Below are 22,728 nucleotides of genomic sequence, written 5' to 3'. Positions count from 1 at the left end.
ACCGACGCGTCGCGAAGACACTCCGGGCAGGCGGGACGCCCGCACCGAGTGCAGCTGAGCCCCGTCGGACGTTCCGGGTGCCGCGCACAGCCTGGCAGCGAAGAGCCTCCCCCGCCGCCGGTACCGGGATGCTGCCCAGGGGGTGTGGTCATCACGCCACCCGCACGGTCCGGGCCGTCATGTCGGGATCAGCCTTCCCCGCGCTCGATGGTGATGCTCTCGATGACGACGTCGGTCGTGGGACGGTCGCCGGGGCCGGTCGAGGTGTGCGCGATCGTGTCGACGACCGTACGTGACGCCTGGTCGGCGACCTCGCCGAAGATGGTGTGCTTGAAGTTCAGGTGGGTGGTCGGGCCCACCGTCACGAAGAACTGCGAGCCGTTGGTGTTCGGCCCCGCGTTCGCCATGGCCAGCAGGTAGGGCTTGTTGAACTGCAGCTCCGGGTGGAACTCGTCGGCGAACTTGTAGCCGGGGCCGCCGCGGCCGGTGCCCGTCGGGTCGCCGCCCTGGATCATGAAGCCGTCGATGACCCGGTGGAAGATCGAGCCGTTGTAGAAGGGGCCGGAGCGCTCCCCCTGCGCGTTGGGCTCGGTGTAGTCCTTGGTGCCCTCGGCGAGTCCGACGAAGTTCGCCACGGTCTTCGGTGCGTGATCAGGCAGCAAGTTGATCTTGATCTCACCCAGCGAGGTCCGCAGGGTGGCGACCAGCTTGCTCCCGACCAGCGTCTCTTTACTGTCAGCCACCTGACCATCGTGCCATCTTCAGCGGGACCCCCGGCGGAGGGGCAGTATGGGGATCGCGGAATGACGTCCGTCAACCAAGGTTCCGGAGGCAACGTGGACGAGGTGAGAGCGATGGCCGCGGCGGGAGAATCCGTGGGCCGGGCAATGGGCAGCGGTGTCAGGACCGTCCGCGAAGGCGCGCAACGGGCAGGCAGGGCAGGTGCTCAGGCGACGATCAAGGCGGCTCGACAGGCCGCCAGGTCGACCGAGTCCCAGCTCGCCGATCGGGGGCTGACCCCGCACCAGCTGTTGGAACTGATCGAGAACAACGCGCAGGACGGCAAGAAGGCGGTCGAGGTGAACAAGCGGAAACTGCGCAAGCAGCAGGCCCGCACCGGTCGGGATCTGCGCAAGGCCGGTCGCTCGGCTCGGCGCGATCTCGAGAAGAAGATCAAGAGTACCCGTAGACGTCGGCGTTGGCCGTGGGTGCTCGGACTGATCGCGCTCGGCGCGGCGGCGGTCGCGGCGACCCGACGGTCGGACAGCACGACCGTCCAGGCCGAGGACGTCTTCGACTCACCCGATGCCATGCACGGCGAGGGCCGTCACGCGGGGGCCGGGTCGGACGCCGAGCCGAGCACCAACGGCTCTGGAACGCTGCATCGGGGCAACGGCGCCGCCCGGGACCTCGACCGAGGCGCCGACAACCGGAACTGACACCTCGACGAATACTGACGCCCGGACGACGGAGACGCGGCGGAGACGACGGACGCGGATCTCACTCATCCGCTCCCGCCGTCTTCGTTCGGTTTCGACGCACTCGTGACCGCACAGCACGGCGGTGGGGCTCAGTCCGTGTCCCGCACACCGTCGTCGATCGCGGCCGCGAGTCCGTCGAGCACCGATTCGAGGCTCGCGGCGACGCCGGCGCACGCCGTGCCCTCCCAAGGGTGCCCCGGCGGAGAACACCCCCAACGGCGAGCATCGACGCACGGTGTGTGGACACCGCTCAGGATCGATGAGGCCCCCGCGGCGCGGCTGCGTGCTCTTGGACGGTGACTCCCGACGGCGAACGGCCGGCGCGGCTCGGACCGGAACGCCGGACGGAAACGGGGCTTCACCGCCCGCCCACACCGTCCCGTCTCCCCGTACAGCAGGCGGGACGGTTCGGCGGATCGCCTGTCACTTCCCGTTCACCGCACTCGACGGACACCGCGCCGAGCCGGGCCGAGCGGAGAACGACGAGGATGGCCTGGTCAGAGCGCGAGATCGGCGATGACCGTCTCGGCGATCGTCTGGGCAGGGAAGCTCTGCTGCTGATTCGTCCACACCACGACGGCGGCCTCCTCCTTGTAGACGGCGAACACCGAGCCGTCGTCGCCGCTGATCCGCCCCCCGGACCACCCGCCGTCCACCTCGGCGAGCTGGGAGGCGTCGACCGGCGCCTGCTCGTCGACCAGTGCCTTGGCGGTCTGCGGCTCGCCGACGAACACGCGGACGGTCAGTTGGTCCCCGCCGTCGGGCCGGGAGAAGAAGCAGGAGGGATGCGGTTCGTCGTCACCGACCCGCACGTCGCCGAGCCGTTGCCCGTTGACCTGCTCGACCAGTTCCGAGGCCAGGTACGGGCACGGCCCGTCGGCCACCGGCTCGACCGGAGGCGGTGGCGCCCCGTCGTCGTGCACGATCACCGTCGACGTCACCGTGCCGGGCGCGTCCGGCTGAGACTGCGCGTCCTGCGACGCACAACCCGCGAGGGCGACGGCGGCGCCCGCCACCACCACCGCGGTGAGAACCGAGTTCTTCATAGCTGGCGATAATCGTCCACCGGCCGTTCCCTCCGGCATCCGGGTCCCGGGCCCCTCGCCGCGGCGCGAGCGCCGATGCTCACGGGATTCCGCCCGATGTCGCCCCGCCCGCTGATCAGTGCGGGCGTCGAGCGACCACCGAGAAGTTCAGCGGGATCCGCGGCGCGCCGTCCGGCAGTCGCCAGCCCTCCGGGCAGGCCACCAGCCCGTCGAAGGCAGGCCAGTCCATGAACGGATGCTCCCCGAGTGCCTCGATCACCAGTCCGGCCGACAGCAGCGCACCGGTCACCTCCGCCAGGTCATGCCGCCATTCGTGATTGACGGTGTGCGTGATGCCGTCGACGGACCCGTCGGTGTAGGTGGCGGCCTCGTCGTAGACGTTCGCTCCGCCACCGCTGAGGTAGTCCTCCGTCACCTGCCACGGCCGGAACCCCATGGCCCCCAGGATCGGATGGTCGTCCCGGATCATGAACACCCCGCCGGGTTCGAGCAGATCACGGATCGACCGCGCCCAGGACCGCAGTTCGGGCAGCCAGACGATGGTGCCCGCGCTGGTGACGATGACCTCGAAACGACGGTCGACGACCTCGGAGGCCCGGCGGGCGTCCCCTTCCACGAGGGTCAGGCCCGCGCCGTCCGCCTCGGAGAGACGACGAGCATGGGCCAGCGAGTTCGGGGACAGATCCAACCCGTGGACGTCCACCGCGCCCAGCCGGGCCCAGCAGATCGTGTCGGAGCCGATATGACACTGCAGGTGCAGCAGCGACTTCCCGGCCACCGTGCCACCGGACACATGCGGTGCCAGGACGGCGAGGTCGTTGCGGACCACCTCGGAGATGCGTGCCGGATCCGCGAGCAGCCCCTCCACGTCGTACATCCGGGACCGCGCGTGGACGTCGGCCCGTTGATCCCAGTTGGCCCGATTCGCCGCGATCGCCTCGTCGTGTTCGCCCATGTCGGCTCTGCTCCTCGTTCTCGTGCGTCGCGACGCCCGCCGACGGCGCTCGGGCCGTGTGACACCGTCTCGCGGTCGAATGGATGCCCGAGCGCGGCCGCACCGCCCCGACACGCCTGTACCGAGAGCGGTGGCACCGCTCGGGCGAGGCTAACCGGTGCCGAGGCCGACGATCGAGCGCTTTTCTCCCACCCCGCCGCGCCCGGGCTCGACCGTGTGCTCCGGCGAGGGAGGTTCGTGATCCGTCATCGCTCGTCGGCCGTCGCGGCCGTCGAGCTGTCGGGCCCCTTCTCGCGGGATGCCCCCGCAGGCTGGAACGGGCCGGTCCACCAGTCCGCCGAGGCGTCCGCCTCGGTGGAGGCCGCCGTCACCAGCTCCATGGCGTGTCCGTCCGGGTCGACGAAGTAGACGCCGCGATCCCCCTGACTGCCGAAGGAGATCTGCCCGGCCGTCGCCTCGGGCTGATGGGGGTGCGCGTGAAACGGCACGCCGCGCTCCACGATCCTGGCGAAGGCCGCATCGAACTCCGCGTCGCTGACCAGGAAGGCATAGTGCAGCGTGGGAACCGGTCGGCTCTCGTCCCGCCCGCTGCTGCCGTCGCTGCCGTACTCCCCGTCATAGAAGTCGAGGGTCACGCCGTCGAGCGTGATGGGTGCGAAGTAGCCGCCGGGATCGGTGCCCACCGTCACGCCGAGGATGTGGGCGAGGAATTCGGCCGAGGCGGCCTGGTCGCGGGCGGGGACGATGACGTGGTCGAGTCGTACGGGCATCAGATGTTCCTCTCGTCGCTGCTGCACTGGTCGGATTCGGGTTCATGGCCGGTAGGGCCGTGCCTCGCGGGCCTGGGCAAGGGCGTGGGCCCACCAGTCGAGCTGATCGAGCAGGCTCACGGCCGCCGCGTCGGCGCGCTCGTTCTCGAACGACCTGCGCCCGTCGACTTCCACCTCGGCGGAGATGTCGGCGAAGCTCACGCTGTTGCGCACGTCCACCGCATGGAGCTCGGCGAACACGAGCCGCAGCTGCTCGACCGCGCGCAGCCCACCGCTGACTCCGCCGTAGGAGACGAACCCCACCGGCTTGGCCGCCCACTCGTCGAAGAACCAGTCGATCGCCGTCTTCAACGGGGCGGGGAAGCTGTGGTTGTACTCGGGTGTGATCACGACGTGGGCGTCCGCGGCGGCGAGCCGGGGCGCCGTCTCGGTCACCTCCACAGGAATGTCGTCCGCCTCGTCGACGAGCACGTCGGGCAGACCGATCTCGGCCAGATCGATGACGTCGGCATCGAAGGCGCCGTGGTCGGCGACCCGGCTCTTGAACCAATCCGCCACGCTGGGACCGAGCCGTCCCCTCCGGGTGCTTCCGATGATGATCGTGAGTCGTAGGGGCTCTACTGCGGTCATCACGCCGTTCCTCTCCGCTCGCCGGGCCGGTCGACATGAACTCTGCGGGTCGGGACACTCGGTCGACGCTCGATTGACTTTCGGATGACTTCGGAACGGGCTGTTCGGGCTGTTCGGGCTGTTCGGGCTCGACACGGGACGACGGGATACCGTCGCGGAATGCGTTTCGGGGTACTCGGCCCGCTCATGATCTGGACCTCGGCGGGGCTCCCGGTCGAGGTCCCGGAAACGAAGGTCCGTCTCCTGCTCGCCGCGCTCCTCGTGCGCGCCGGCGAGCCGGTGTCCCGCGATCGGCTCGCCGAGGAGCTCTGGGACAGCCGCAGGCCCGCCAACCCCGCGGGCGCGCTGCATCGCAAGGTCTGGCAGCTCCGCCGAGCCTTGGAGTCGGCCGAGCCGGGCGGCCGAGATCACGTGGTGTCCGGCCCGGCCGGGTATCGACTGCACGCCGAGCCCGACGAGGTCGACGCGAACCGGTTTCAGCGGCTGCTGGCCGATTCCGCGCGCACCGACGACGCGAGCGTCGCCGCGGAGCTGCTCACCGAGGCCCTGTCACTCTGGCGTGGGCCGGCTCTCTCGGACTTCGCCGACGAGGAGTTCGCCCGGCCGACGATCACGCGCCTCGACGAACAACGGCTGACCGCGTTGGAGGACCTCGCGGAGGCACGGCTGAAGCTGGGTGAACACGGCAGCCTGATCGGCGAGTTGAGCGACGTCTCCGAACGGCACCCGCTGCGCGAGCGTCTCATCTCGGCCCTCCTACGCGCGCTCTACTTCGGCGGGCGGCAGGCGGAGGCGCTGGAGGTCTACCGGCGGTTCCACGATCGGATGCGTGCGGAGCTGGGCCTGAACCCCGGCCCGGAACTCGTCGCGCTGCACCAGGCGATCCTGCGCCGCGAAGTCCCCGGTGCGTCCGATCGCCGGGAGCCGACCTCGACGGCAGGCCTGCCGGCCGCAGGGACGCGCACGAACCTGCCCGCCACCCGCACCGACCTCATCGGCAGGTCCGCCGAACTCGATCAGGCAAGCGCGCTGCTGGAATCCAGCCGGCTGGTGACTCTGACCGGACCCGGCGGGGTGGGCAAGACACGACTCGCCATCGAGGTCGCTCGCGGACTGGACGCACGGTTTCCCGCCGGGGTGTGGCTGGTGGAACTGGCGGACCGCAGCCGTCCGACTACGGCGACGGCTGATCGCGCGGCTCACCGGACCATGTCCGCAGGGCCGGGCGGCGACGTCTCGAAGCCCGACACCGCGTCACCCGGCGCTCCGGCCGACGGCACTGGGGCTGGGGTTGGGGCTGGGCAGACGCAAAGCCCGTTCGCATCGAAGCACGCGGCATCGGCTCGGCTCCGGCGGACGTCGACGGAGATCCTGCGACTGATCGCCGCCACCATGGGCCTTCGCGACGAGCCGGACACGGAACGGCCTGACACGCAGACACCCGGTCACCATCATCCGACGGTCCAGCAGGTCATCCGAGCCTCGGGACGCCGGGCCCTGCTGCTGCTCGACAACTGCGAGCACCAGGTCGAGGAGGTCGCCGAGGTGGCGGGCCTCCTGCTCGACGGCGCTCCGGGGCTGCGGATCCTGGCTACCAGTCAGGAACCGCTCGGGCTCATGGGGGAGGCGCTGCTGTCGGTGCCGCCGCTGGACCTTCCCCCGCCGGGCGCCGTCGACGCGGCGGGGGTCGCGGCGTCGGGCGCGGGACGGCTGTTCATCGCCCGCGCCACGGCGTCGTCGGCGGGTTTCACCCTGAACGCCCGCAACGCCGCCGACGTCGCGACCCTGTGCCGCAGGCTCGACGGGATTCCGCTGGCCTTGGAACTGGCCGCCAATCGGGTACGGTCCCTCGGGACACGCGAACTGGTCGACCGACTCGACGACCGCTTCGCGCTGTTCTCGGGCGGCCGACGGGACGTGCCCGCCCGGCAGCAGACGCTGCGCGCGGTGATCGACTGGAGCTGGGAGCTGCTCACCGACCCGGAACGTCGGGTCCTGCGCAGGCTCTCCGTGCAGGCGGACGGCTACGGACTGGAGACGGCCGTGGCGGTGTGCTCCGGGCCGGGGGTGGACGCGGGCGAGGTTCCGACACTGCTGGCCCGCCTGGTGGATCGTTCCCTGGTCGTCACCGTCGACGATGAGACCGGACGCAGATTCCGACTGCTGGAGTCGGTCGCGGACTACAGCGCGGCCAGGCTCGACGAGGCGGACGAGACGGTGCCGACGCAGCGCCGACACGATCGAAGCCTCCTCGCACTGGCCGAACAGGCCGATCCGCTCCTTCGCGGCCCCGACCAGCTCTACAACCTGCGGCGATTCGACGCCGAAGCCGCCAACCTGCGCTCCGCGATCTCCGGCGCGACCGGCTATGACGTGCGGCTGGCGCTGCGACTCGTCGATGCGACGGCCTGGTACTGGGTACTGCGGGGCCGACTCCGTGAGGGCGTCGAGACCATCAACGCGGTGCTCGCCGCCTGGCCGCGGCTGCCCGCCGCCCACCGTGCCCGCGCCGAATCCTGGCGGCTGGGCCTGGAGATCATGCTCGGGCAGTCCGCCGACTCCGCCCTGCGCTGCCGCGAGATCGTCGACCTCTTCGACGGGGAGGACGATCCGGGCGGGCTGGCGCGTGCCGAATGGTTCCTCGGACATGCGCTGTACAGCGCGGGCAGCCAGAGCGAGAGCGAGGAGTTGACCGCCCGGTCTCTGACGAGGTTCACCCGGATCGGGGACCGATGGGGGGTGGCCGCCGCGCTCGCCTCCCATGCCTCCCACGCCATCGGCCGCAGCGATCTGGCGGGCATGCGACGCGACGGCGAACGCAGCGCCGAGCTGTTCCGCACGTTGGGCGACCGCTGGGGCATGTTCCAGGCCACCAACGCACTCCGTTCCCACGCCGAGATCATCGGCGACTATTCGACCGCGCAACGGCATGATCGCGAGGGACTGGCCGTCGCGGAGGAACTCGGCCTGACCATCGAGACGGTGGGCAGTCTGTCGCGGCTCGGCAGGAGTGCGTTGCTGGCGGGCGATCACGCCTCGGCGGACGAGTTCCACGAACGGGCGAGAGCATTGGCCGCCGAACGGGGAAGCCAACCGTCCGAACTCTTCGCGGTGCTCGGGCTGGCTCTGAGTGCCCGTCGGCAGGGCAGGCACGACGACGCGGAGTCCCTGCTGCGGCCCTGGCTGTCCTGGTGTCTGGCGGTGGACTGGATGCCGGGCGCCGCACTGATCTACGCCGAGCTGGGTTTCATCGCCGAGCATCGGGAGGATGCCCACCGCGCATGTCTGATGCACCTCGACTCGCTCGCCGCCGCGCGTGCCACCGACGACACGCGAGGGGTGGCGCTCGCTTTGGAGGGACTGGCCGGGGCGCGCGCGCTACAGGGCAGGAACGAGGACGCCGCATGTCTTCTCGGTGCCGCCGCGTCGAACCGAGAGTCGATCGGGGCACCCCTGCCCCCCGCCGAGAGGCATGATGTGGAACGGATCACGCGACGAGCACGGTCGACGGCAGGAGACGAGGTCTTCGACGTCGCGTTCGACGCCGGGTCACGATTGAGTCCGACCGAATCACTGCATCAGACCGGCCTCGACGTCGGCTGCGGGGAGACGAACAGAGCCTCCGCTCACGCCCGCGAGTACCCGAGCTGACCGGGGGCGCGGGAGTCGCGCGCCGACGCGGGGATTGAGAAGTCACCGCGGCGGGCAGGACTGATGCGCCGAACAAGATGACATAGGACCTGTGTCACGGCCACACAGAAGAGCCGGACCACACGGCCCACAGTGGTCGAAGACCGGATTCAGGGGATCGCGGCCGCTCGGCCTCGCAACAGACAGCGCGGAAGACCGGGAGCAAGGCATCGGAGAACCGCGAGCCGCGACCCCGTCACGTGGAGACGAGGGGAATCGAACCCCTAACCCCCGCCTTGCAAAGGCGGTGCTCTGCCAATTGAGCTACGTCCCCGCTGGGCCGAACCGCTGGAAGCGCCATCCTTGCGGCCCGGCACGAACACCGCACCAACGTTATCCGCGCGCCCGGCCTGCCGCGCGAACGCTACGGCAGGCGGAGCGCGGGATCAGCCCTCGCTGGGCGCGGTGGCCTCGCGCCACAGGTCCGCCTCCGCCTTCGCGGAACGGTTGCGACGGACGAGCAGCAGCACGACTCCAGCCACAGCGGCGAGTGCAAGCAGCTTCTTCACCTTTGATCGCCTCCTAAGAATGTGGCGCACAGTGGCCCGACCGGGCCTGAGATTCATCGAAGATCATCATGTGCAGTGGGCCTAGGAGGACTTGAACCTCCGACCTCTTCGTTATCAGCGAAGCGCTCTAACCGCCTGAGCTATAGGCCCCCGTGGGTGCGATGGGAAGAGACTACCGCACGCCTCCCACCGCACCCAAACCGGCTGCTCTCTGAGGGTGCGAGATCAGGATCGTCGCTGATCACACCACCGGAGCACCCGACGGGCCGGCTCAGTCACGCTCGGAGAGCGTGACCTCGATGCCACCCGCCAGATCCGCCGACACGTTGTAGACGAAGGCACCGACGGTGGCGAGCGCGGTGAAGAGCACGATGTTCACCGCGCCGATGATCGCCGCGACGCCGAACACCCGGCCCGCGCTGATCAGCGCACTGTCCGCGCTCTCCCCCGCCAGGTCGTTGTAGGTGCCGTTGAGCTGATCCCACACCTGCATCCCGTCGAGGACTCCGTAGAGCACTCCGACCGCGATCAGCCAGACGACGAACATCGCCATCGACAGCACGAGCGTGAGTTTCAGCACCGACCACGGGTCGATGCGCTTGATCTGAAGACTCGCCCGGCGAGGTCCGCGACCCGGCCGACGTCCGCCGCTGGTCGACGAGCCGCCGGTCGACGAGCCGCCGGTCGGCCGCGACTGCGCCGACTGCGCCCCCGGTGCGGCACCCGGTGCCTGTCCCGGCGGCCGGACGTTCCCGGCGGGGAAGGTCACGGCGGTACGGCCCGCACCGGATTGCTGACCACCGCCGACAGGTTGCGTCATGATCGTCGCCTCGCCTCCCCCCGCGCCCGTGGACGGGCCTGCGGGTGCCCCACTCGAAGCGTACCCGGACGACTTCGTCGCGTCAGGGGGCTGAGTGGAGGACTGACCTGCGGACTGGCCCGCAGCCGGGGTGGCGGACTGCCCGGCGACCGTGGTCCGCTGCCACGGCGGGGTGGCGGCCGGGGCGTCCGCCCGGAGCGAATCCGATCTCGACTCGGACCTGGCCGCGGACGAGGCGTCCTTCCCCGTCGCGCCCACGGTGCCCGAGGTCGACCTCGGCGCCGGAGTGGCGTCGGCGGTGGCGGTCGAGGCGGACACGGTGGACGCTGCCGCACTCGACGTGTCCGCCGATCCGGTGCCGCCGGCCTTGGCGGCACCGGCCGTGGCGGCGACGGATTCGCCTGTGTCCGACTTCGCGGCGTCGGTCCGGCCCGTGCCCGGCTTCAGGACCTCCGACGTGACGGTGTCCGGCTGCGAAGCGGCCGACTTCCCGGCATCCGACTTCCCCGTGTCAGGCTTCCCCAGCGCCTGCTTCTCGACGCCCGCCGCCGCGCCCGCGTCGACGCCGTCGTTCTTGGCACCCAGCGTCGTCATGAAGGAGGTCTTCTCCGAGTCCGGCGTCCGCCGGTCGCCGCCGGAGGCCGGATCGGAGTTGTTCGCCGAACTCATGGCTGGTCCTTCCCGGCCGACGCAGTCTGGTCAGAAGAACCGGCCACGAGGTTCTGCCTGGCCGAGTCGTCGCCCGCCGCGTCCGGGTCGGCGGCCTCTTCCGCGTTGCGCGCGACCGCGAGCAGGGTGGTGCCGTCGCCGAGGTTCATCAGCCGGACTCCCTTGGTCTGCCTTCCTGCCTTCCTGACCTCCTTGGCGGTCGTGCGGATCACGCCGCCGGTGGAGGTGATGGCGTACAGCTCATCCTCGAGGTCGACGATGAGCGCGCCGACCAGCCTGCCGCGCCTGCGGTCGTACTGGATGGTCAGCACGCCCTTGCCACCCCGACCCTGCACGGGATAGTCGTCGATCGGCGTGCGCTTGGCATAGCCGCCGTCCGTCGCCACCAGTACGAACCTGTCGGGGCGCACCACCCCCATCGCCAGGAGTTCGTCGCCCTCGTTGAACCGCATCCCGAGCACGCCTGAGGTTGCCCGGCCCATCGGGCGCAAAACCTCGTCGGTCGCGTGGAACCGGATCGACTGGCCCTCGGCCGAGACGAGCAGCAGGTCGTCGTCACCGGAGCAGAGCACCGCGCCGACCAGCTCGTCGTCGTCCCGCAGATTGACGCCGATGAGGCCGCCCGCCCGATTCGAGTCGAAGTCGGACAGCCGGGACTTCTTGACCAGGCCCTTCTTCGTCGCGAGCGTGAGATACGGCGCGGCGGTGTAGTCCTTGATCTGCATGACCTGGGCGATGTGCTCGTCCGGCTGGAAGGCGAGCAGGTTCGCCACGTGCTGACCACGCGCGTTGCGGCTCGCCTCGGGCAGGTCGAAGGCCCTGGTGCGGTAGACCCGCCCCTTGTTGGTGAAGAACAGGATCCAGTCGTGGGTGGAGCACACGAAGAAGTGCGCCACGATGTCGTCCTGCTTCAACGCGGCGCCCTGCACGCCCTTGCCGCCGCGCTTCTGCGCCCGGTACAGATCGGTCCTGGTGCGCTTCGCGTAACCCGTCCTGGTGATGGTGACCACGACGTCCTCGACGGCGATCAGGTCCTCGACGGCGACCTCGCCGTCATAGGGGATCACCCTGGTCCGACGGTCCTCGCCGTGCTTGTCGACGACGACCATCAGCTCGTCGCGGATGATGGTCCGCTGCCGCTCGGGCCGGTCGAGGATGTCCTGCAGATCGGCGATCTCCCGCTCGATCTCGCCGAGTTCGTTGACGATCTTCTGTCGTTCGAGGGCGGCCAGCCTGCGGAGCTGCATCTCCAGGATCGCGTTCGCCTGGATCTCGTCCACGCCGAGCAGCTCGATCAGGCCCGTCCGTGCGATGTCCGGGGTGTCCGAACGGCGGATGAGGGCGATGACCTCGTCGAGGGCGTCGAGCGCCTTGACCAGCCCGCGCAGGATGTGGGCCCGCTCCTCGGCCTTACGCAGCCGGTAGCGCGTCCGGCGCACGATGACCTCGACCTGGTGCCGCACGTAGTGCCGGATCACCTGGTCGAGGCGCAGCGTGCGGGGCACCCCGTCGACGAGCGCCAGCATGTTCACGCCGAAGGACGTCTGCAGCTGGGTGTGCTTGTAGAGGTTGTTCAGCACCACCTTGGCGACGGCGTCCCGCTTGAGCGTGATGACGATCCGCATGCCGCGCCGCTGGTTGGACTCGTCGGCGATGTCGGCGATGCCGCTGAGCTTTCCGTCGCGCACCAGGGCGGCGATGTTCTCGACCAGGTTGTCCGGGTTCACCTGGTACGGCAGCTCGGTGACGATCAGGATGGCACGCCCCTTGGCGTCCTCCTCCATCTCCACCACGGCACGCATCCGGATGGAGCCGCGGCCGGTGCGGTAGGCGTCCTCCATGCCCGAGGTGCCCAGGATGAGCCCGTGCGTGGGGAAGTCCGGCCCCTTGATCCGCTGCATGAGCGCGGCCAGGGTCTCCTCGTCGGAGGCGTCCCAGTTCTCCAACGCCCACACGACGCCGGCGGCCACCTCACGCAGGTTGTGCGGCGGGATGTTGGTCGCCATGCCGACCGCGATGCCGCCGCCGCCGTTGACCAGCAGGTTCGGCACCCGGGACGGGAGGACGTCCGGCTCCTGCGTCCGGCCGTCGTAGTTGTCCGAGAAGTCGACGGTCTCCTCGTCGATGTCGGCCAGCATCTGCATGGCCAGCGGCGTGAGCCTGCTCTCGGTGTACCGCATGGCGGCCGCGGGGTCGTTGCCCGGCGAGCCGAAGTTGCCTTGCCCGTCGATGAGCGGATGCCGCATCGACCACGACTGGGCCAGCCGGACCAGGGCGTCGTAGATCGACGAGTCGCCGTGGGGGTGGTAGTTGCCCATGACGTCGCCCACCACGCGCGAGCACTTGACGTACCCCCGGTCCGGCCGATAGCCGGAGTCGTACATGGCGTAGAGCACCCGACGATGCACCGGCTTGAGCCCGTCGCGCACGTCGGGCAGCGCCCTGGACACGATGACGCTCATCGCGTAGTCGATGTAGGAACGCTGCATCTCCTGCTGGATGTCGACCAGCTCGATGCGGTCGCCCTCCGGCGGCAGGGTCTCGGTCATTGAAGTCCTTCGTGTGGGGACGTGTGCGTTGTCTTCCGGCGGCGGGGCCGCTCTAGACGTCGAGGAAGCGGACGTCCTTGGCGTTACGGGTGATGAACGCGCGCCGAGCCTCCACGTCCTCGCCCATCAGCACGCTGAACAGCTCGTCGGCCGTCGCGGCGTCGTCGAGCGTGACCTGCCGGAGCAGGCGGTTGGCCGGGTCCATCGTGGTCTCCCACAACTCGTTGGCGTTCATCTCGCCGAGCCCCTTGTAGCGCTGGATGCCGTCGTCCTTGGGCAGCTTGCGTCCCGCGGCGGCGCCCCGCTCGATCAGTCCCTCCCGCTCGCGGTCCGAGTAGGCGAACTCCGCCTCGCCCCGAGGCCACTTGATCTTGTAGAGCGGCGGCGAGGCCAGGTAGACGTGTCCGTGCTCGATGAGCGGGCGCATGAACCGGAAGACGAACGTCAACAGCAGGGTTCGGATGTGCTGACCGTCGACGTCGGCGTCGGCCATCAGCACCAGCTTGTGGTACCGGAGCTTGCTGATGTCGAACTCGTCGTGGATGCCGGTGCCCAACGCGGTGATCAGGCTCTGCACCTCGTTGTTCTTCAGCACGCGGTCCAGCCGGGACTTCTCGACGTTGATGATCTTGCCACGGATGGGCAGGATCGCCTGGAACCGCGACTCCCGCCCCTCCTTCGCCGAACCGCCCGCGGAGTCGCCCTCCACGATGTAGAGCTCGCACTCCTCCGGGTTGCGCGACTGGCAGTCCTTGAGCTTGCCGGGCAGTCCGCCGATGTCCAGGGCGCCCTTGCGTCGGACCAGCTCACGGGCCTTCCGCGCCGCCATCCTGGCCTGCGCGGAGGAGACCGCCTTGCTGACGATCGACTTCGCCTCGGTGGGATGCCGCTCGAACCAGTCGGCGAGCCGCTCGTTGCACGTGCGCTGCACGAAGGACTTCGCCTCGCTGTTGCCCAGCTTGGTCTTCGTCTGGCCTTCGAACTGCGGCTCGGCGAGCTTGATGGAGACGATGCCCGCCAACCCCTCCCGGACGTCGTCGCCGGTGAGGTTGTTCTCCTTCTCCTTGAGCAGCTTCTTGTCCCTGGCGTACTCGTTGACCACCCTGGTCAGCGCCGCACGGAAGCCTTCCTCGTGCGTGCCGCCCTCATGGGTGTTGATGGTGTTGGCGAAGGTGTACACCGACGGCGTGTAGCCGGTGTTCCACTGCATCGCGACCTCGACCTCGACGCCGGTGCCCTTGGCCTCGAACGAGATGACCTTGCGGTGGACGGCCTCGCGGGTGGCATTGATGTGTCGGACGAAGTCCTCCAGGCCTCCGGGGTAGTAGAAGACCCGCTCACTCGCCTGCGCGGGCTGCCCCTCGGCGTCGTTCTGATCGGCCGCCTCGACGACCCGTTCGTCACGCAGCCGGATGGTCAGCCCCTTGTTGAGGAAGGCCATCTCCTGGAGCCTGCGAGACACCGTCTCCATGTTGTAGGTCGTCGTCTCGAAGATCGTCGGATCGGCCCAGAAGGTGACCGACGTGCCGGTCCGATCGGTGGGCCCGGTGTCACGCAGCTCGCCGGGCACCGACTCCACGTAGCTCTGCTGCCAGACGCGACCCTCGACGTGCACCTCGACGTCGAGCCGGAGCGACAGGGCGTTGACCACCGAGACGCCGACGCCGTGCAGACCACCGGAGACGGCGTAGGACTCGCCGTCGAACTTGCCGCCCGCGTGGAGCTGGGTCAGCACCACCTCCAGCGTCGGCTTCTTCTCCAAGGGGTGCATCGCGACCGGGATGCCTCGTCCGTCGTCGACCACCCGGACGCCGCCGTCGGCGAGGAGGGTGACCTCGACCCTGGTCGCGTAGCCGGCCATCGCCTCGTCGACCGAGTTGTCCACCACCTCCTGAACCAGGTGGTGCAGGCCCCGCTCACCGGTCGAGCCGATGTACATGCCGGGACGCTTGCGGACCGCTTCAAGGCCCTTGAGCACGGTGATTGATGATGCGTTGTACTCGTTCTTCTTCGCTGCCACGAGCTTCGAAGTCTCCTCATTGCGGCCCTTGTCGCACAGGATGATCCGGTGCGGCGTGAAAAGGGGAACCAGCCTGACCGACCCGGTCCACGGGGCAGTCCTCGGTCTGCCGTCGCCCGGTGCGGGCCAGGCGAGAACACGCTCTGGCTCCGATTCTACTGGGCTGGTACGTCAGGAGTGCCCCAAGGACACCTCTAGAATCCTCGCAGAGCCATCGAAGCGGAGCAGCCTGCGGTCGGCAACCCCCAGAGTGATTCGTCCGTCTTGGCGGGCGGCTCCGCCCGGAGCAGAGGCCGATCTCGACGAGGGTCAGCCGTCGGTGTTCCTCTGATCACGGCGGGGAGTCACCCTGGACGTCCGACGAGCGGCGGCGGAACGGCTGCCCGCCGCCGCGGCGAATCGGTCGGCCTTTTCGGCCCGCGGTCCGATCTCCGTGCGGGTGTCAGCCGTAGGTGTCTCTCGGGCCGCGCCCCGGCACATGTCGAGGGCCGTACCGCCAACTCGGCGTCGCGGGGCCCTGCACCTTCAGGCGCCGTACCACGTCCCGCCCCGCACCGGTGCCGATCCGGGCGAGGAGCTGCCGCTGCAGCAGCCGAAGCTGCGTCGCCCATGCCGTCGAGTCGGCCTGCACGGTCAGTTCTCCGTCCCGCAGCGCGACCGGCCTGCTGTGCTCGGCGATGTCCTCCCCCACCAGCCTGGCCCACCGGCCGAAGATCGACCCCCCAGCGAGGCTCTCCGACCAGCCGCGCTCCATCGCCAGGCGGGAGGCCAGCCTGCCGAGTGGCTGCGGATCTCGCTCGTCGGGGCGTGGTCCCGACCACGTTCGCCGTCGGGCAGCGCGCACGCCCCGTCGGACCGGCTGCTGTCCGGGTGCGCGCCCCTTCGCCTTCGCCGCGGCCCGCGCGGCCGCGAGACTGGCCCGAGCCAGGTCCGCGCCCCTCGGAATGTCCCCGTCCCGCGGGACGACGGCGGCTGTGACCTCGGGCACGGGCCTGCGCGGCGATCGGCTCGTCACTCCACCGCCCCAACGTGAGTTATCCACACCATCCACAGGGTTATCCCCAGATATGGGGGTAGTCGCGCCTAGATCACCCACACCATGTGGTCGGCGGGGCGCGGACGGGTCTCGGGGTCGGTCAGTCATCACGTCGCGCCTCCCCGTCTCGCACCTGATATCGGATCGCCGCCAGCTCCGGAGGCACGTCCGCCGCCACCGCCGCCGTGATGAGCACCTGCTCCGCCTCGGACGCCACCGCCGCCAGGCGGCCCCGCCGCCGTTCGTCGAGTTCGGCGAACACGTCGTCCAGCAGCAGCACCGGCTCGCCGCCGTCGGAGCGCAGCAGCTCGTAGGCGCCCAGCCGCAGTGCCAGCGCGAAGGACCACGATTCTCCGTGACTGGCGTAGCCCTTCGCGGGCAACTCGCCGAGGGAGAGCTCCAACTCGTCCCGATGCGGACCGACCAGGCAGACACCGCGTTCGAGCTCCCTCGCCCGGACCCTGCCCAGCTCGGTGAGCAGCAGCTCCTCCAGCTCCGCGATCGATCGACCCTCGGGCACCAGGCCCTCCACCGAACAGCGGTAACGCAGCGAGGCCTCTCGCGACTCCGGGGCGACCTGGGCATACGCCAGCGCCACCCGAGGCGCCAGCTCCGCGACCAGTTCGACCCGGCCTGCCAACAGCGTGGCGCCGAAGTGTGCGAGCCGGGCGTCCCAGACGTCCAGCGTCGCGACCTCGTCCCCGTGCGGCTCGGGCCCCGCTCGACGCGATCGGCTCCCCCGGCGCAGCGCGCCCGCCGACTTCAGCAGGGCGCTGCGCTGACGCAACACCTTGTCGTAGTCGGCCCGCACACCCGCGTAACGAGGCCAGCGGGCGGTGAGCAGCTCGTCGAGGAGCCGTCGGCGATCGCCGGGATCACCACGGACCAGGCTGAGGTCCTCCGGGGCGAACAGCACCGTGCGCAGGATGCCCAGCACATCGCGCGGACGGGACACCGGTGCCCGGTTGACCCTCGCCCGATTCGCCCGGCCCGGCGCGATCTCGACCTCGACCAGCAGCTCGCGACCCTCGTTGACCACCGCCCCGCGGACCACCGCCCGACCTGCGCCCTGCCGCACCAGCGGCGCGTCCAGGGCGACCCGATGCGAGCCGAGCGTCGACAGGTAACCGACCGCCTCGATCAGGTTCGTCTTGCCCTGTCCGTTGGCGCCGACGAGGACGACCGGCCCCGGTTCCAGTGCCAGATCGAGCCGCGGCCATGAGCGGAAGTCGGTGACTTGAAGATGACGTAGATGCATGAGCTTCCGTCAGTCCACGCGACCGCCGAAGGCGATCGGTTTCGCGGGGCATCGATCGAGTCGTGGCGAGGGCCGACCGCACCTGGTGCGGCGTCGCACACGCCGAGGTGAATCGCAGGACGTGGAACGGCCTGCCTAGACGCGGTGAGCCGGCGCGGCGGTACCGGTCGGCGCCGCGCCGGTCGGCTCAGGAGCCGTCGGACACCTGTCCGGTGCCGGAGGACGGGCCCGCCTGCTGCACCGCATGGCCGCCGAACTGGTTCCGCAATGCCGCGACGGCTCGCATGGCAGGCGAGTCGGGCTGCCGGGAGGCGAACCGGGCGAACAGCGCGGCGGAGATCACCGGCGCGGGCACCGCGTGATTGATTGCCTCCTGGACCGTCCATCGGCCCTCGCCGGAGTCCTCGACGTATCCGCGCAGGTCGTCAAGCTCCGGATCGGAGTCCAGAGCCTTGATCAGCAGGTCGAGCAGCCAGGAGCGTACGACGGTGCCCCGGCTCCACGCCTTGAGCACGGCAGGCACGTCGGTGACGACGTCGGAGGCGTCGAGCAGCTCGAAGCCCTCCGCGTAGGCCTGCATCAGGCCGTACTCGATGCCGTTGTGCACCATCTTCGCGTAATGGCCCGCGCCGACTCCGCCCGCATGGGCGAAGCCCTCCTCGCGCGGACCCTCAGGACGCAGCGCGTCGAAGATCGGCATCGCCCGTTCGACCAGCTCGGCGTCGCCGCCCACCATCAGGCCGTAGCCGACCTCCAGGCCCCAGACGCCGCCGGACACTCCGCAGTCCAGGTACCCGACGCCGTGCTCGGCGAGCAGCTTCGCGTGCTCCTGGTCGTCGGTGTAACGGGAGTTGCCGCCCTCGATGATCAGATCACCGGGCGAGAGCAGCTCGGCCAGCTCCGCCACGGTCTGCCGCGTCGGATCGCCCGCGGGCACCATCAGCCACACGAGCCGGGGCCCGCTCAGTTCCGCGACGAGCTCCCGGAGCCCCGAGACGTCCCTGACCTGTGGATCTCGGTCGTATCCGATGACCTCGTGCCCAGCGCGGCGCAGCCGCTCGCGCATGTTGAAGCCCATCCTGCCGAGACCGACCAGTCCGATTCTCAACGACGTCCTCCCCTGCCGACGAAGCCTTGACGAGTGGTGCGCTGTGATCGCGTCAGCCGGGCAGGCGCACCGGCATCAACAGGTACAGGTAGCCCTCGATGACCGCACCCTCGTCGTTCACGGGCTTGATCAACGCGGGCCGGGTGGGCACGGTGAACGAGAGGTGGGCTCGGTCGGTGCGCAGCACGCCGAGGCCGTCGAGCAGGTAACCGGGGTTGAAGGCGATGGTCAGCGGCTCGCCGTCGAGTTGGATCGGCAGCGCCTCCTCGGCGCTGCCCTCGTCGTCGCCGCCCGCCGTCAGCCGCAGGCTCGACTCGCCGAACTCCAGCCGGACCTGCGTGCCGCGCTCGGCGACCAGCGACACCCGCTTGATCGCCTCGACCAGCGGGCCGACCTCGACGATGGCGCTGGTGTTGTGCTCCTCGGGCAGCAGCTGACGGTACTTCGGGAAGTCGGCGTCCAGCAGCCGCGTGGTGGTGTGGCGGCCTGCGCCCGCCAGCCCGAGCAGCCCGTCGCCCGAGGCCAGTGAGAGCTCGACCTTGCTCCCTCCGCCGCCCAGCGTCTTCGCCGCCTCGGCGAGTGTCTTCGCGGGCACCAGCACCGAGGTGTCGATGGTGTCGTCGCTGGACTCCCAGGTGAAGTCGCGCACCGCGAGACGGAAGCGGTCGGTGGCGACCATGGTCATGCGGTCCGCCTGGATCTCGACGCGGACGCCGGTCAGCATCGGCAGGGTGTCGTCGCGGCCCGCCGCGACGGCGACCTGCGCGACGGCTTCGCCGAAGGTCTCGCCGAGCACGCTGCCCGCGAGCCCGGGCATGGCCGGAAGCTGTGGGTAGTCCTCGACCGGCATGGTCGGCAGGCTGAACCTCGAGTTGCCGCAGGCGATGGTGGCCCGGGAGCCGTCGACGGTGATGTCCACCGGCTTGTTGGGCAACGCCTTGGTGATGTCGGCGAGCAGCCTGCCGGAGACGAGCGTGCGGCCCGGCGTGACCACGGTGGCGGGGACGCCGACCTGAGCCGAGACCTCGTAGTCGAAACCGGAGACCGTCAGGGTGCGCTCCGCACCTTCGCTGCCTGCCGCCTCGCCAGAATCGTCCGCGTGCTCCGGGCCCGCGTCGAGCAGGACGCCGCCCAGCACCGGGATCGGCGGTCGGGAGGGCAGGCTGCGGGCGACCCAGGCGACGGCGTCGGCGAGTCCGTCACGCTCGACTCGGATCTTCATCAGGCGTCCTTTCAGGCCGCTGCGATCTTGGCAGCCGACCGAGCTTGACCAGGTTGACCAGCATCGACGTCGCACGGGGCTCGCTGACGCTGTTCACCGGGCGGGCCATCGTCGATGGTCAGGCTCGACCGGGCGAGGAGACGGGGCAACCCCGAACAGGGACGGCCCCGAGCGGGGACGGCCCCCGAGTTGGGAACACCACCGTAGAGCCTCCCCGACCCCGGGTGTGACACGGGCCGGCGCCGGCGGGGGTTTCTCGGACTGTGGTTCGGCGAGCTGTCCCCACCCCCTGTTTTTCCTCACCTTCTCTCTAAGAAGAAAAAGACAGGGATAGTAGTAAGGGCTGTGGATACTGGGGATAACCCTTGTTTTGGCTGCTCACCGTCTGTGCACCCCTGTGTGCGGAGCAGTGGATCAGTCGGTGGACAACTGGGCTGCTCGGTGGACAACTCGCCGGCCCGTTCGATCCGTCCACAGACGAGCCGAGTTGTGCACATTTCCATCCCCAGATCTGGGGGTGGTTGTACCCAGGCGCTGCACAGGCTGGAAGTGGCGTGGATCTCGCCCGATCGGGGCTGTGGACAACTCTAATCGCGGCCTTTTCTGGGCAGCCGGCAGCCCGCCGGCCTCCACGGGAAGGAAAAGATCCGACGGCCGGCGCGGGACATGCGGCGGATGATGCCGCTCGCTCACCGCCGAGTGCCGCTCGCTGTGCCGCTGTCGGTCCGGTGCGGGCTCGGCGGCGGCCCCTCCGGCTTCGGCCTGTTCGCCACCCGCTTCGGCGGTGTCCGGTGAGCCGGGTCGCATCCGAAGGAGGTGAGCGCGAGACGCCTGCGTGGGGTGGCGAGCGGTGAGCGGGGTGGATCGGTGTCGTGGCGGCGGTGCGGGACGATGCTGCGATGCGGGCTTGCCGGGTGGTCTTGAGGCGCGTTCGGCGCCCGCCAGACCGTCAGCTCCTGGCGCGCTGCTTGATGCGGGAGGTCAACTCCTGCACCTGGTCGTAGATGCGACGGCGCTCGGCCATCTCCTTGCGGATCTTCTTGTTGGCGTGCATGACCGTCGTGTGGTCGCGTCCTCCGAAGGTCTGGCCGATCTTCGGCAGCGACAGATCGGTCAGCTCACGGCACAGGTACATGGCGATCTGCCTGGCCTGGGCCAACGCCTTGGTCTTGCCAGGTCCGGAGAGATCGTCTATCCCGACGTTGAAGAAGGTCGCGGTCACCGCCATGATCGTCGACGCCGTGATCTCCGGAGCATGCGAGTCCGGGATCAGATCCCGCAGCACGATCTCGGCGAGCTGTACGTCCACCGGCTGGCGATTCAGTGAGGCGAAGGCGGTGACCCTGATGAGGGCGCCTTCCAACTCCCGGATGTTGCGCTCGATCCGGGCCGCGATGAACTCCAGCACCTCCGCCGGTGCGGCGAGCCGATCCTGGGCCGCCTTCTTCCGGAGGATCGCGATGCGCGTCTCCAGCTCGGGCGGCTGGATGTCGGTGATCAGACCCCATTCGAACCGGGTGCGCAGCCGATCCTCCAGCGTCTCCAGCCGCTTCGGCGGTCGATCGGAGGAGACCACGATCTGCTTGTTGGAGTTGTGCAGCGTGTTGAAGGTGTGGAAGAACTCCTCCTGAGTCCCCTCCTTGCCCTCCAGGAACTGGATGTCGTCCACCAGCAGCACGTCGACGTCCCGGTAACGGCGCTGGAAGGCCACCTTCCTGTCGTCCCGCAGCGAGTTGATGAAGTCGTTGGTGAACTCCTCGGTGGAGACGTACCGGACTCGCATCCCGGGGAAGAGGCGCTGGGCGTAGTGCCCGACCGCGTGCAGCAGGTGTGTCTTCCCCAGCCCCGACTCGCCCCAGATGAACAAGGGGTTGTAGGCCCGTGCGGGGGCCTCCGCGACGGCGACGGCCGCGGCGTGCGCGAAGCGGTTGGACGCGCCGATGACGAAGGTGTCGAAGTTGTACTTGACGTTCAGTCTGGTCTGCGAGCTGGGCGGGCCGTGTCGAGGCGCCGTGTAGGCCTCGAACTGCCCGTGCGACTGCCCGCCGGACGCCTGGCCGGCGCCGGGTGATCCGTGCTGCGGTTGCGGCTGGCCTGCGAAGACCTGCCTGCCGTCGATCGGGTCCGCGAGCGCGTCCTGCTCGTCGTCGATCTCCTCGGCCGGGCCTGCGGAGCCTGCGGGACCGACGGAGTCCAGGACTCCGACATCCGGCTCGATGCCGTCCTCGTTCGGGACGACTCCGGTGGCCAGTACGGCGTCGAGGGCGGGAAGCGGCCCGGTGTGCTCGACTCTGGTCTGCTCGTAGTCGCGCTGCTCGTAGTCGCGCTGCTCGTAGTCGCGCTGGTCGAACTCTCGCTGGTCGAACTCTCGCTGGTCGTAGTCGCGCTGCTCGTAGCCGCCGTCGAACGCGGGCCGGTCGAACGGAAGCGACTCGAACGGGAGGGGGTCGAAGTGCGGTGGTCTACCCGGCCCGTCGAGTCTCGGCGGGGGCTCTCCTTGACCTCTGCCGGGGCCGTAGGCGTGACCGCCGGTGAATCTGGTCGGTGGCGGCGGTGTCCACGCCATCGACTGAGGCAGCGGCGCGGGCCGTTCCCAGTCGTGCAGCTCGGTCGAGTCGACGATCGGCCGTTCGAATCCCTGCGGTGGGGTCGGCGCCTCGGAGACCAGCGGGTCGGCGGGCGGCGGCGTGAACGACTGCGGCCGGATCTCGTCGACCTTGACGGCCAGCGTCACCTTTCTGTCGAGATATCGCGACAGCGCGTCGGAGACCGGAGCTCGCAGTGTCCGTTCGAGCGCGTCCTTGGCGAATTCACTCGGCGCGGCAAGGAGCGCCACGCCGTCCAGAAGCCCGATCGGCCGCGTGTCCCGAATCCAGGCACGATGCAACGGGGAGAGGGTGCTGGAGGAGAGCTCCTGCACCACCTGGCTCCAGACGACGCCGAGATCGGCCTGGTGGTCGGCCAC

Annotated in this window: 15 protein-coding genes, 2 tRNA genes and 1 pseudogene; 2 read left to right on the top strand and 16 right to left on the bottom strand. The window is 69.7% G+C overall.

Annotated elements, in window-relative coordinates; genetic code table 11:
- Nucleotides 1–188 precede the first annotated feature (188 nt).
- Nucleotides 189–743 carry a peptidylprolyl isomerase gene (locus AHOG_RS00085; RefSeq protein ID WP_093939549.1) on the bottom strand — a complete coding sequence of 185 codons (555 nt, stop codon included), beginning with the start codon at nucleotides 741–743 and terminating at the stop codon, nucleotides 189–191.
- A 93-nt stretch (nucleotides 744–836) separates the two neighbouring features.
- Here AHOG_RS00085 and AHOG_RS00080 point away from each other — a divergent pair, with 93 nt between their 5' ends.
- Entirely contained in the window at nucleotides 837–1,439 is a 603-nt protein-coding gene (locus AHOG_RS00080; RefSeq protein ID WP_157736542.1) for a hypothetical protein, read from the top strand.
- Nucleotides 1,440–1,978: 539 nt separating this feature from the next.
- Here the strand turns inward: AHOG_RS00080 and AHOG_RS00075 are convergent.
- The 4 genes from AHOG_RS00075 to AHOG_RS00060 all read right to left on the bottom strand — a co-directional run bounded on the left by AHOG_RS00075 (nucleotide 1,979) and on the right by AHOG_RS00060 (nucleotide 4,882).
- A complete protein-coding gene (locus AHOG_RS00075) occupies nucleotides 1,979–2,527 on the bottom strand; it encodes a DUF2020 domain-containing protein (RefSeq protein ID WP_093939547.1) in 549 nt (182 codons plus the stop codon).
- Between the two features lie 115 nt (nucleotides 2,528–2,642).
- Complete coding sequence (locus AHOG_RS00070) at nucleotides 2,643–3,482, bottom strand: class I SAM-dependent methyltransferase (protein ID WP_093939546.1); 840 nt, start codon at nucleotides 3,480–3,482, stop codon at nucleotides 2,643–2,645.
- Between the two features lie 245 nt (nucleotides 3,483–3,727).
- A complete protein-coding gene (locus tag AHOG_RS00065; RefSeq protein WP_093939545.1) occupies nucleotides 3,728–4,252 on the bottom strand; it encodes a VOC family protein in 525 nt (174 codons plus the stop codon).
- A 42-nt stretch (nucleotides 4,253–4,294) separates the two neighbouring features.
- Nucleotides 4,295–4,882, bottom strand: coding sequence for an NADPH-dependent FMN reductase (locus tag AHOG_RS00060; RefSeq protein WP_093939544.1), 588 nt, complete (start codon nucleotides 4,880–4,882; stop codon nucleotides 4,295–4,297).
- 159 nt (nucleotides 4,883–5,041) lie between these two features.
- On the opposite strand from AHOG_RS00060, the gene AHOG_RS00055 reads away from it, so the two are divergent.
- Nucleotides 5,042–8,533: an ATP-binding protein gene (locus AHOG_RS00055; RefSeq protein WP_184451058.1), complete on the top strand. Its 3,492-nt coding sequence runs from the start codon at nucleotides 5,042–5,044 to the stop codon at nucleotides 8,531–8,533.
- Nucleotides 8,534–8,773: 240 nt separating this feature from the next.
- On the opposite strand, the gene AHOG_RS00050 is transcribed toward AHOG_RS00055, so the two are convergent.
- The 11 genes and pseudogenes from AHOG_RS00050 to dnaA form a co-directional block, all read right to left on the bottom strand.
- Nucleotides 8,774–8,846 (bottom strand) — tRNA-Ala (locus AHOG_RS00050).
- Nucleotides 8,847–8,964: 118 nt separating this feature from the next.
- A pseudogene (locus tag AHOG_RS29220) lies at nucleotides 8,965–9,081 on the bottom strand (DLW-39 family protein); the annotation flags it as partial.
- A 76-nt stretch (nucleotides 9,082–9,157) separates the two neighbouring features.
- Nucleotides 9,158–9,231: transfer RNA gene (locus AHOG_RS00045), tRNA-Ile, on the bottom strand.
- A gap of 121 nt (nucleotides 9,232–9,352) precedes the next feature.
- Nucleotides 9,353–10,159, bottom strand: a complete 807-nt coding sequence (locus tag AHOG_RS00040; protein WP_093944001.1) for a DUF3566 domain-containing protein — start codon at nucleotides 10,157–10,159, stop codon at nucleotides 9,353–9,355.
- 407 nt (nucleotides 10,160–10,566) lie between these two features.
- Nucleotides 10,567–13,119: a DNA gyrase subunit A gene (gene gyrA, locus AHOG_RS00035; protein WP_093939542.1), complete on the bottom strand. Its 2,553-nt coding sequence runs from the start codon at nucleotides 13,117–13,119 to the stop codon at nucleotides 10,567–10,569.
- A 52-nt stretch (nucleotides 13,120–13,171) separates the two neighbouring features.
- A complete protein-coding gene (gene gyrB, locus AHOG_RS00030) occupies nucleotides 13,172–15,139 on the bottom strand; it encodes a DNA topoisomerase (ATP-hydrolyzing) subunit B (RefSeq protein WP_093939541.1) in 1,968 nt (655 codons plus the stop codon).
- Between the two features lie 442 nt (nucleotides 15,140–15,581).
- Complete coding sequence (locus tag AHOG_RS00025) at nucleotides 15,582–16,154, bottom strand: DciA family protein (protein ID WP_376700083.1); 573 nt, start codon at nucleotides 16,152–16,154, stop codon at nucleotides 15,582–15,584.
- A 121-nt stretch (nucleotides 16,155–16,275) separates the two neighbouring features.
- Nucleotides 16,276–17,433 (bottom strand): DNA replication/repair protein RecF, encoded by a 1,158-nt coding sequence (gene recF, locus AHOG_RS00020; protein WP_093939539.1) that lies wholly within the window; start codon nucleotides 17,431–17,433, stop codon nucleotides 16,276–16,278.
- Nucleotides 17,434–17,620: 187 nt separating this feature from the next.
- Complete coding sequence (gnd, locus tag AHOG_RS00015; RefSeq protein ID WP_281258100.1) at nucleotides 17,621–18,589, bottom strand: phosphogluconate dehydrogenase (NAD(+)-dependent, decarboxylating); 969 nt, start codon at nucleotides 18,587–18,589, stop codon at nucleotides 17,621–17,623.
- Between the two features lie 4 nt (nucleotides 18,590–18,593).
- A complete protein-coding gene (gene dnaN, locus AHOG_RS00010) occupies nucleotides 18,594–19,763 on the bottom strand; it encodes a DNA polymerase III subunit beta (protein ID WP_093939537.1) in 1,170 nt (389 codons plus the stop codon).
- Nucleotides 19,764–20,712: 949 nt separating this feature from the next.
- On the bottom strand, nucleotides 20,713–22,728 hold the full coding sequence (gene dnaA, locus AHOG_RS00005) for a chromosomal replication initiator protein DnaA (protein ID WP_093939536.1): 2,016 nt from the start codon (nucleotides 22,726–22,728) through the stop codon (nucleotides 20,713–20,715).

The sequence above is a fragment of the Actinoalloteichus hoggarensis genome (assembly GCF_002234535.1).
Lineage (GTDB): Bacteria > Actinomycetota > Actinomycetes > Mycobacteriales > Pseudonocardiaceae > Actinoalloteichus_A > Actinoalloteichus_A hoggarensis.
Note: the sequence above shows the minus strand (reverse complement) of the source record. Positions and strands in the feature narration are given on the sequence as shown.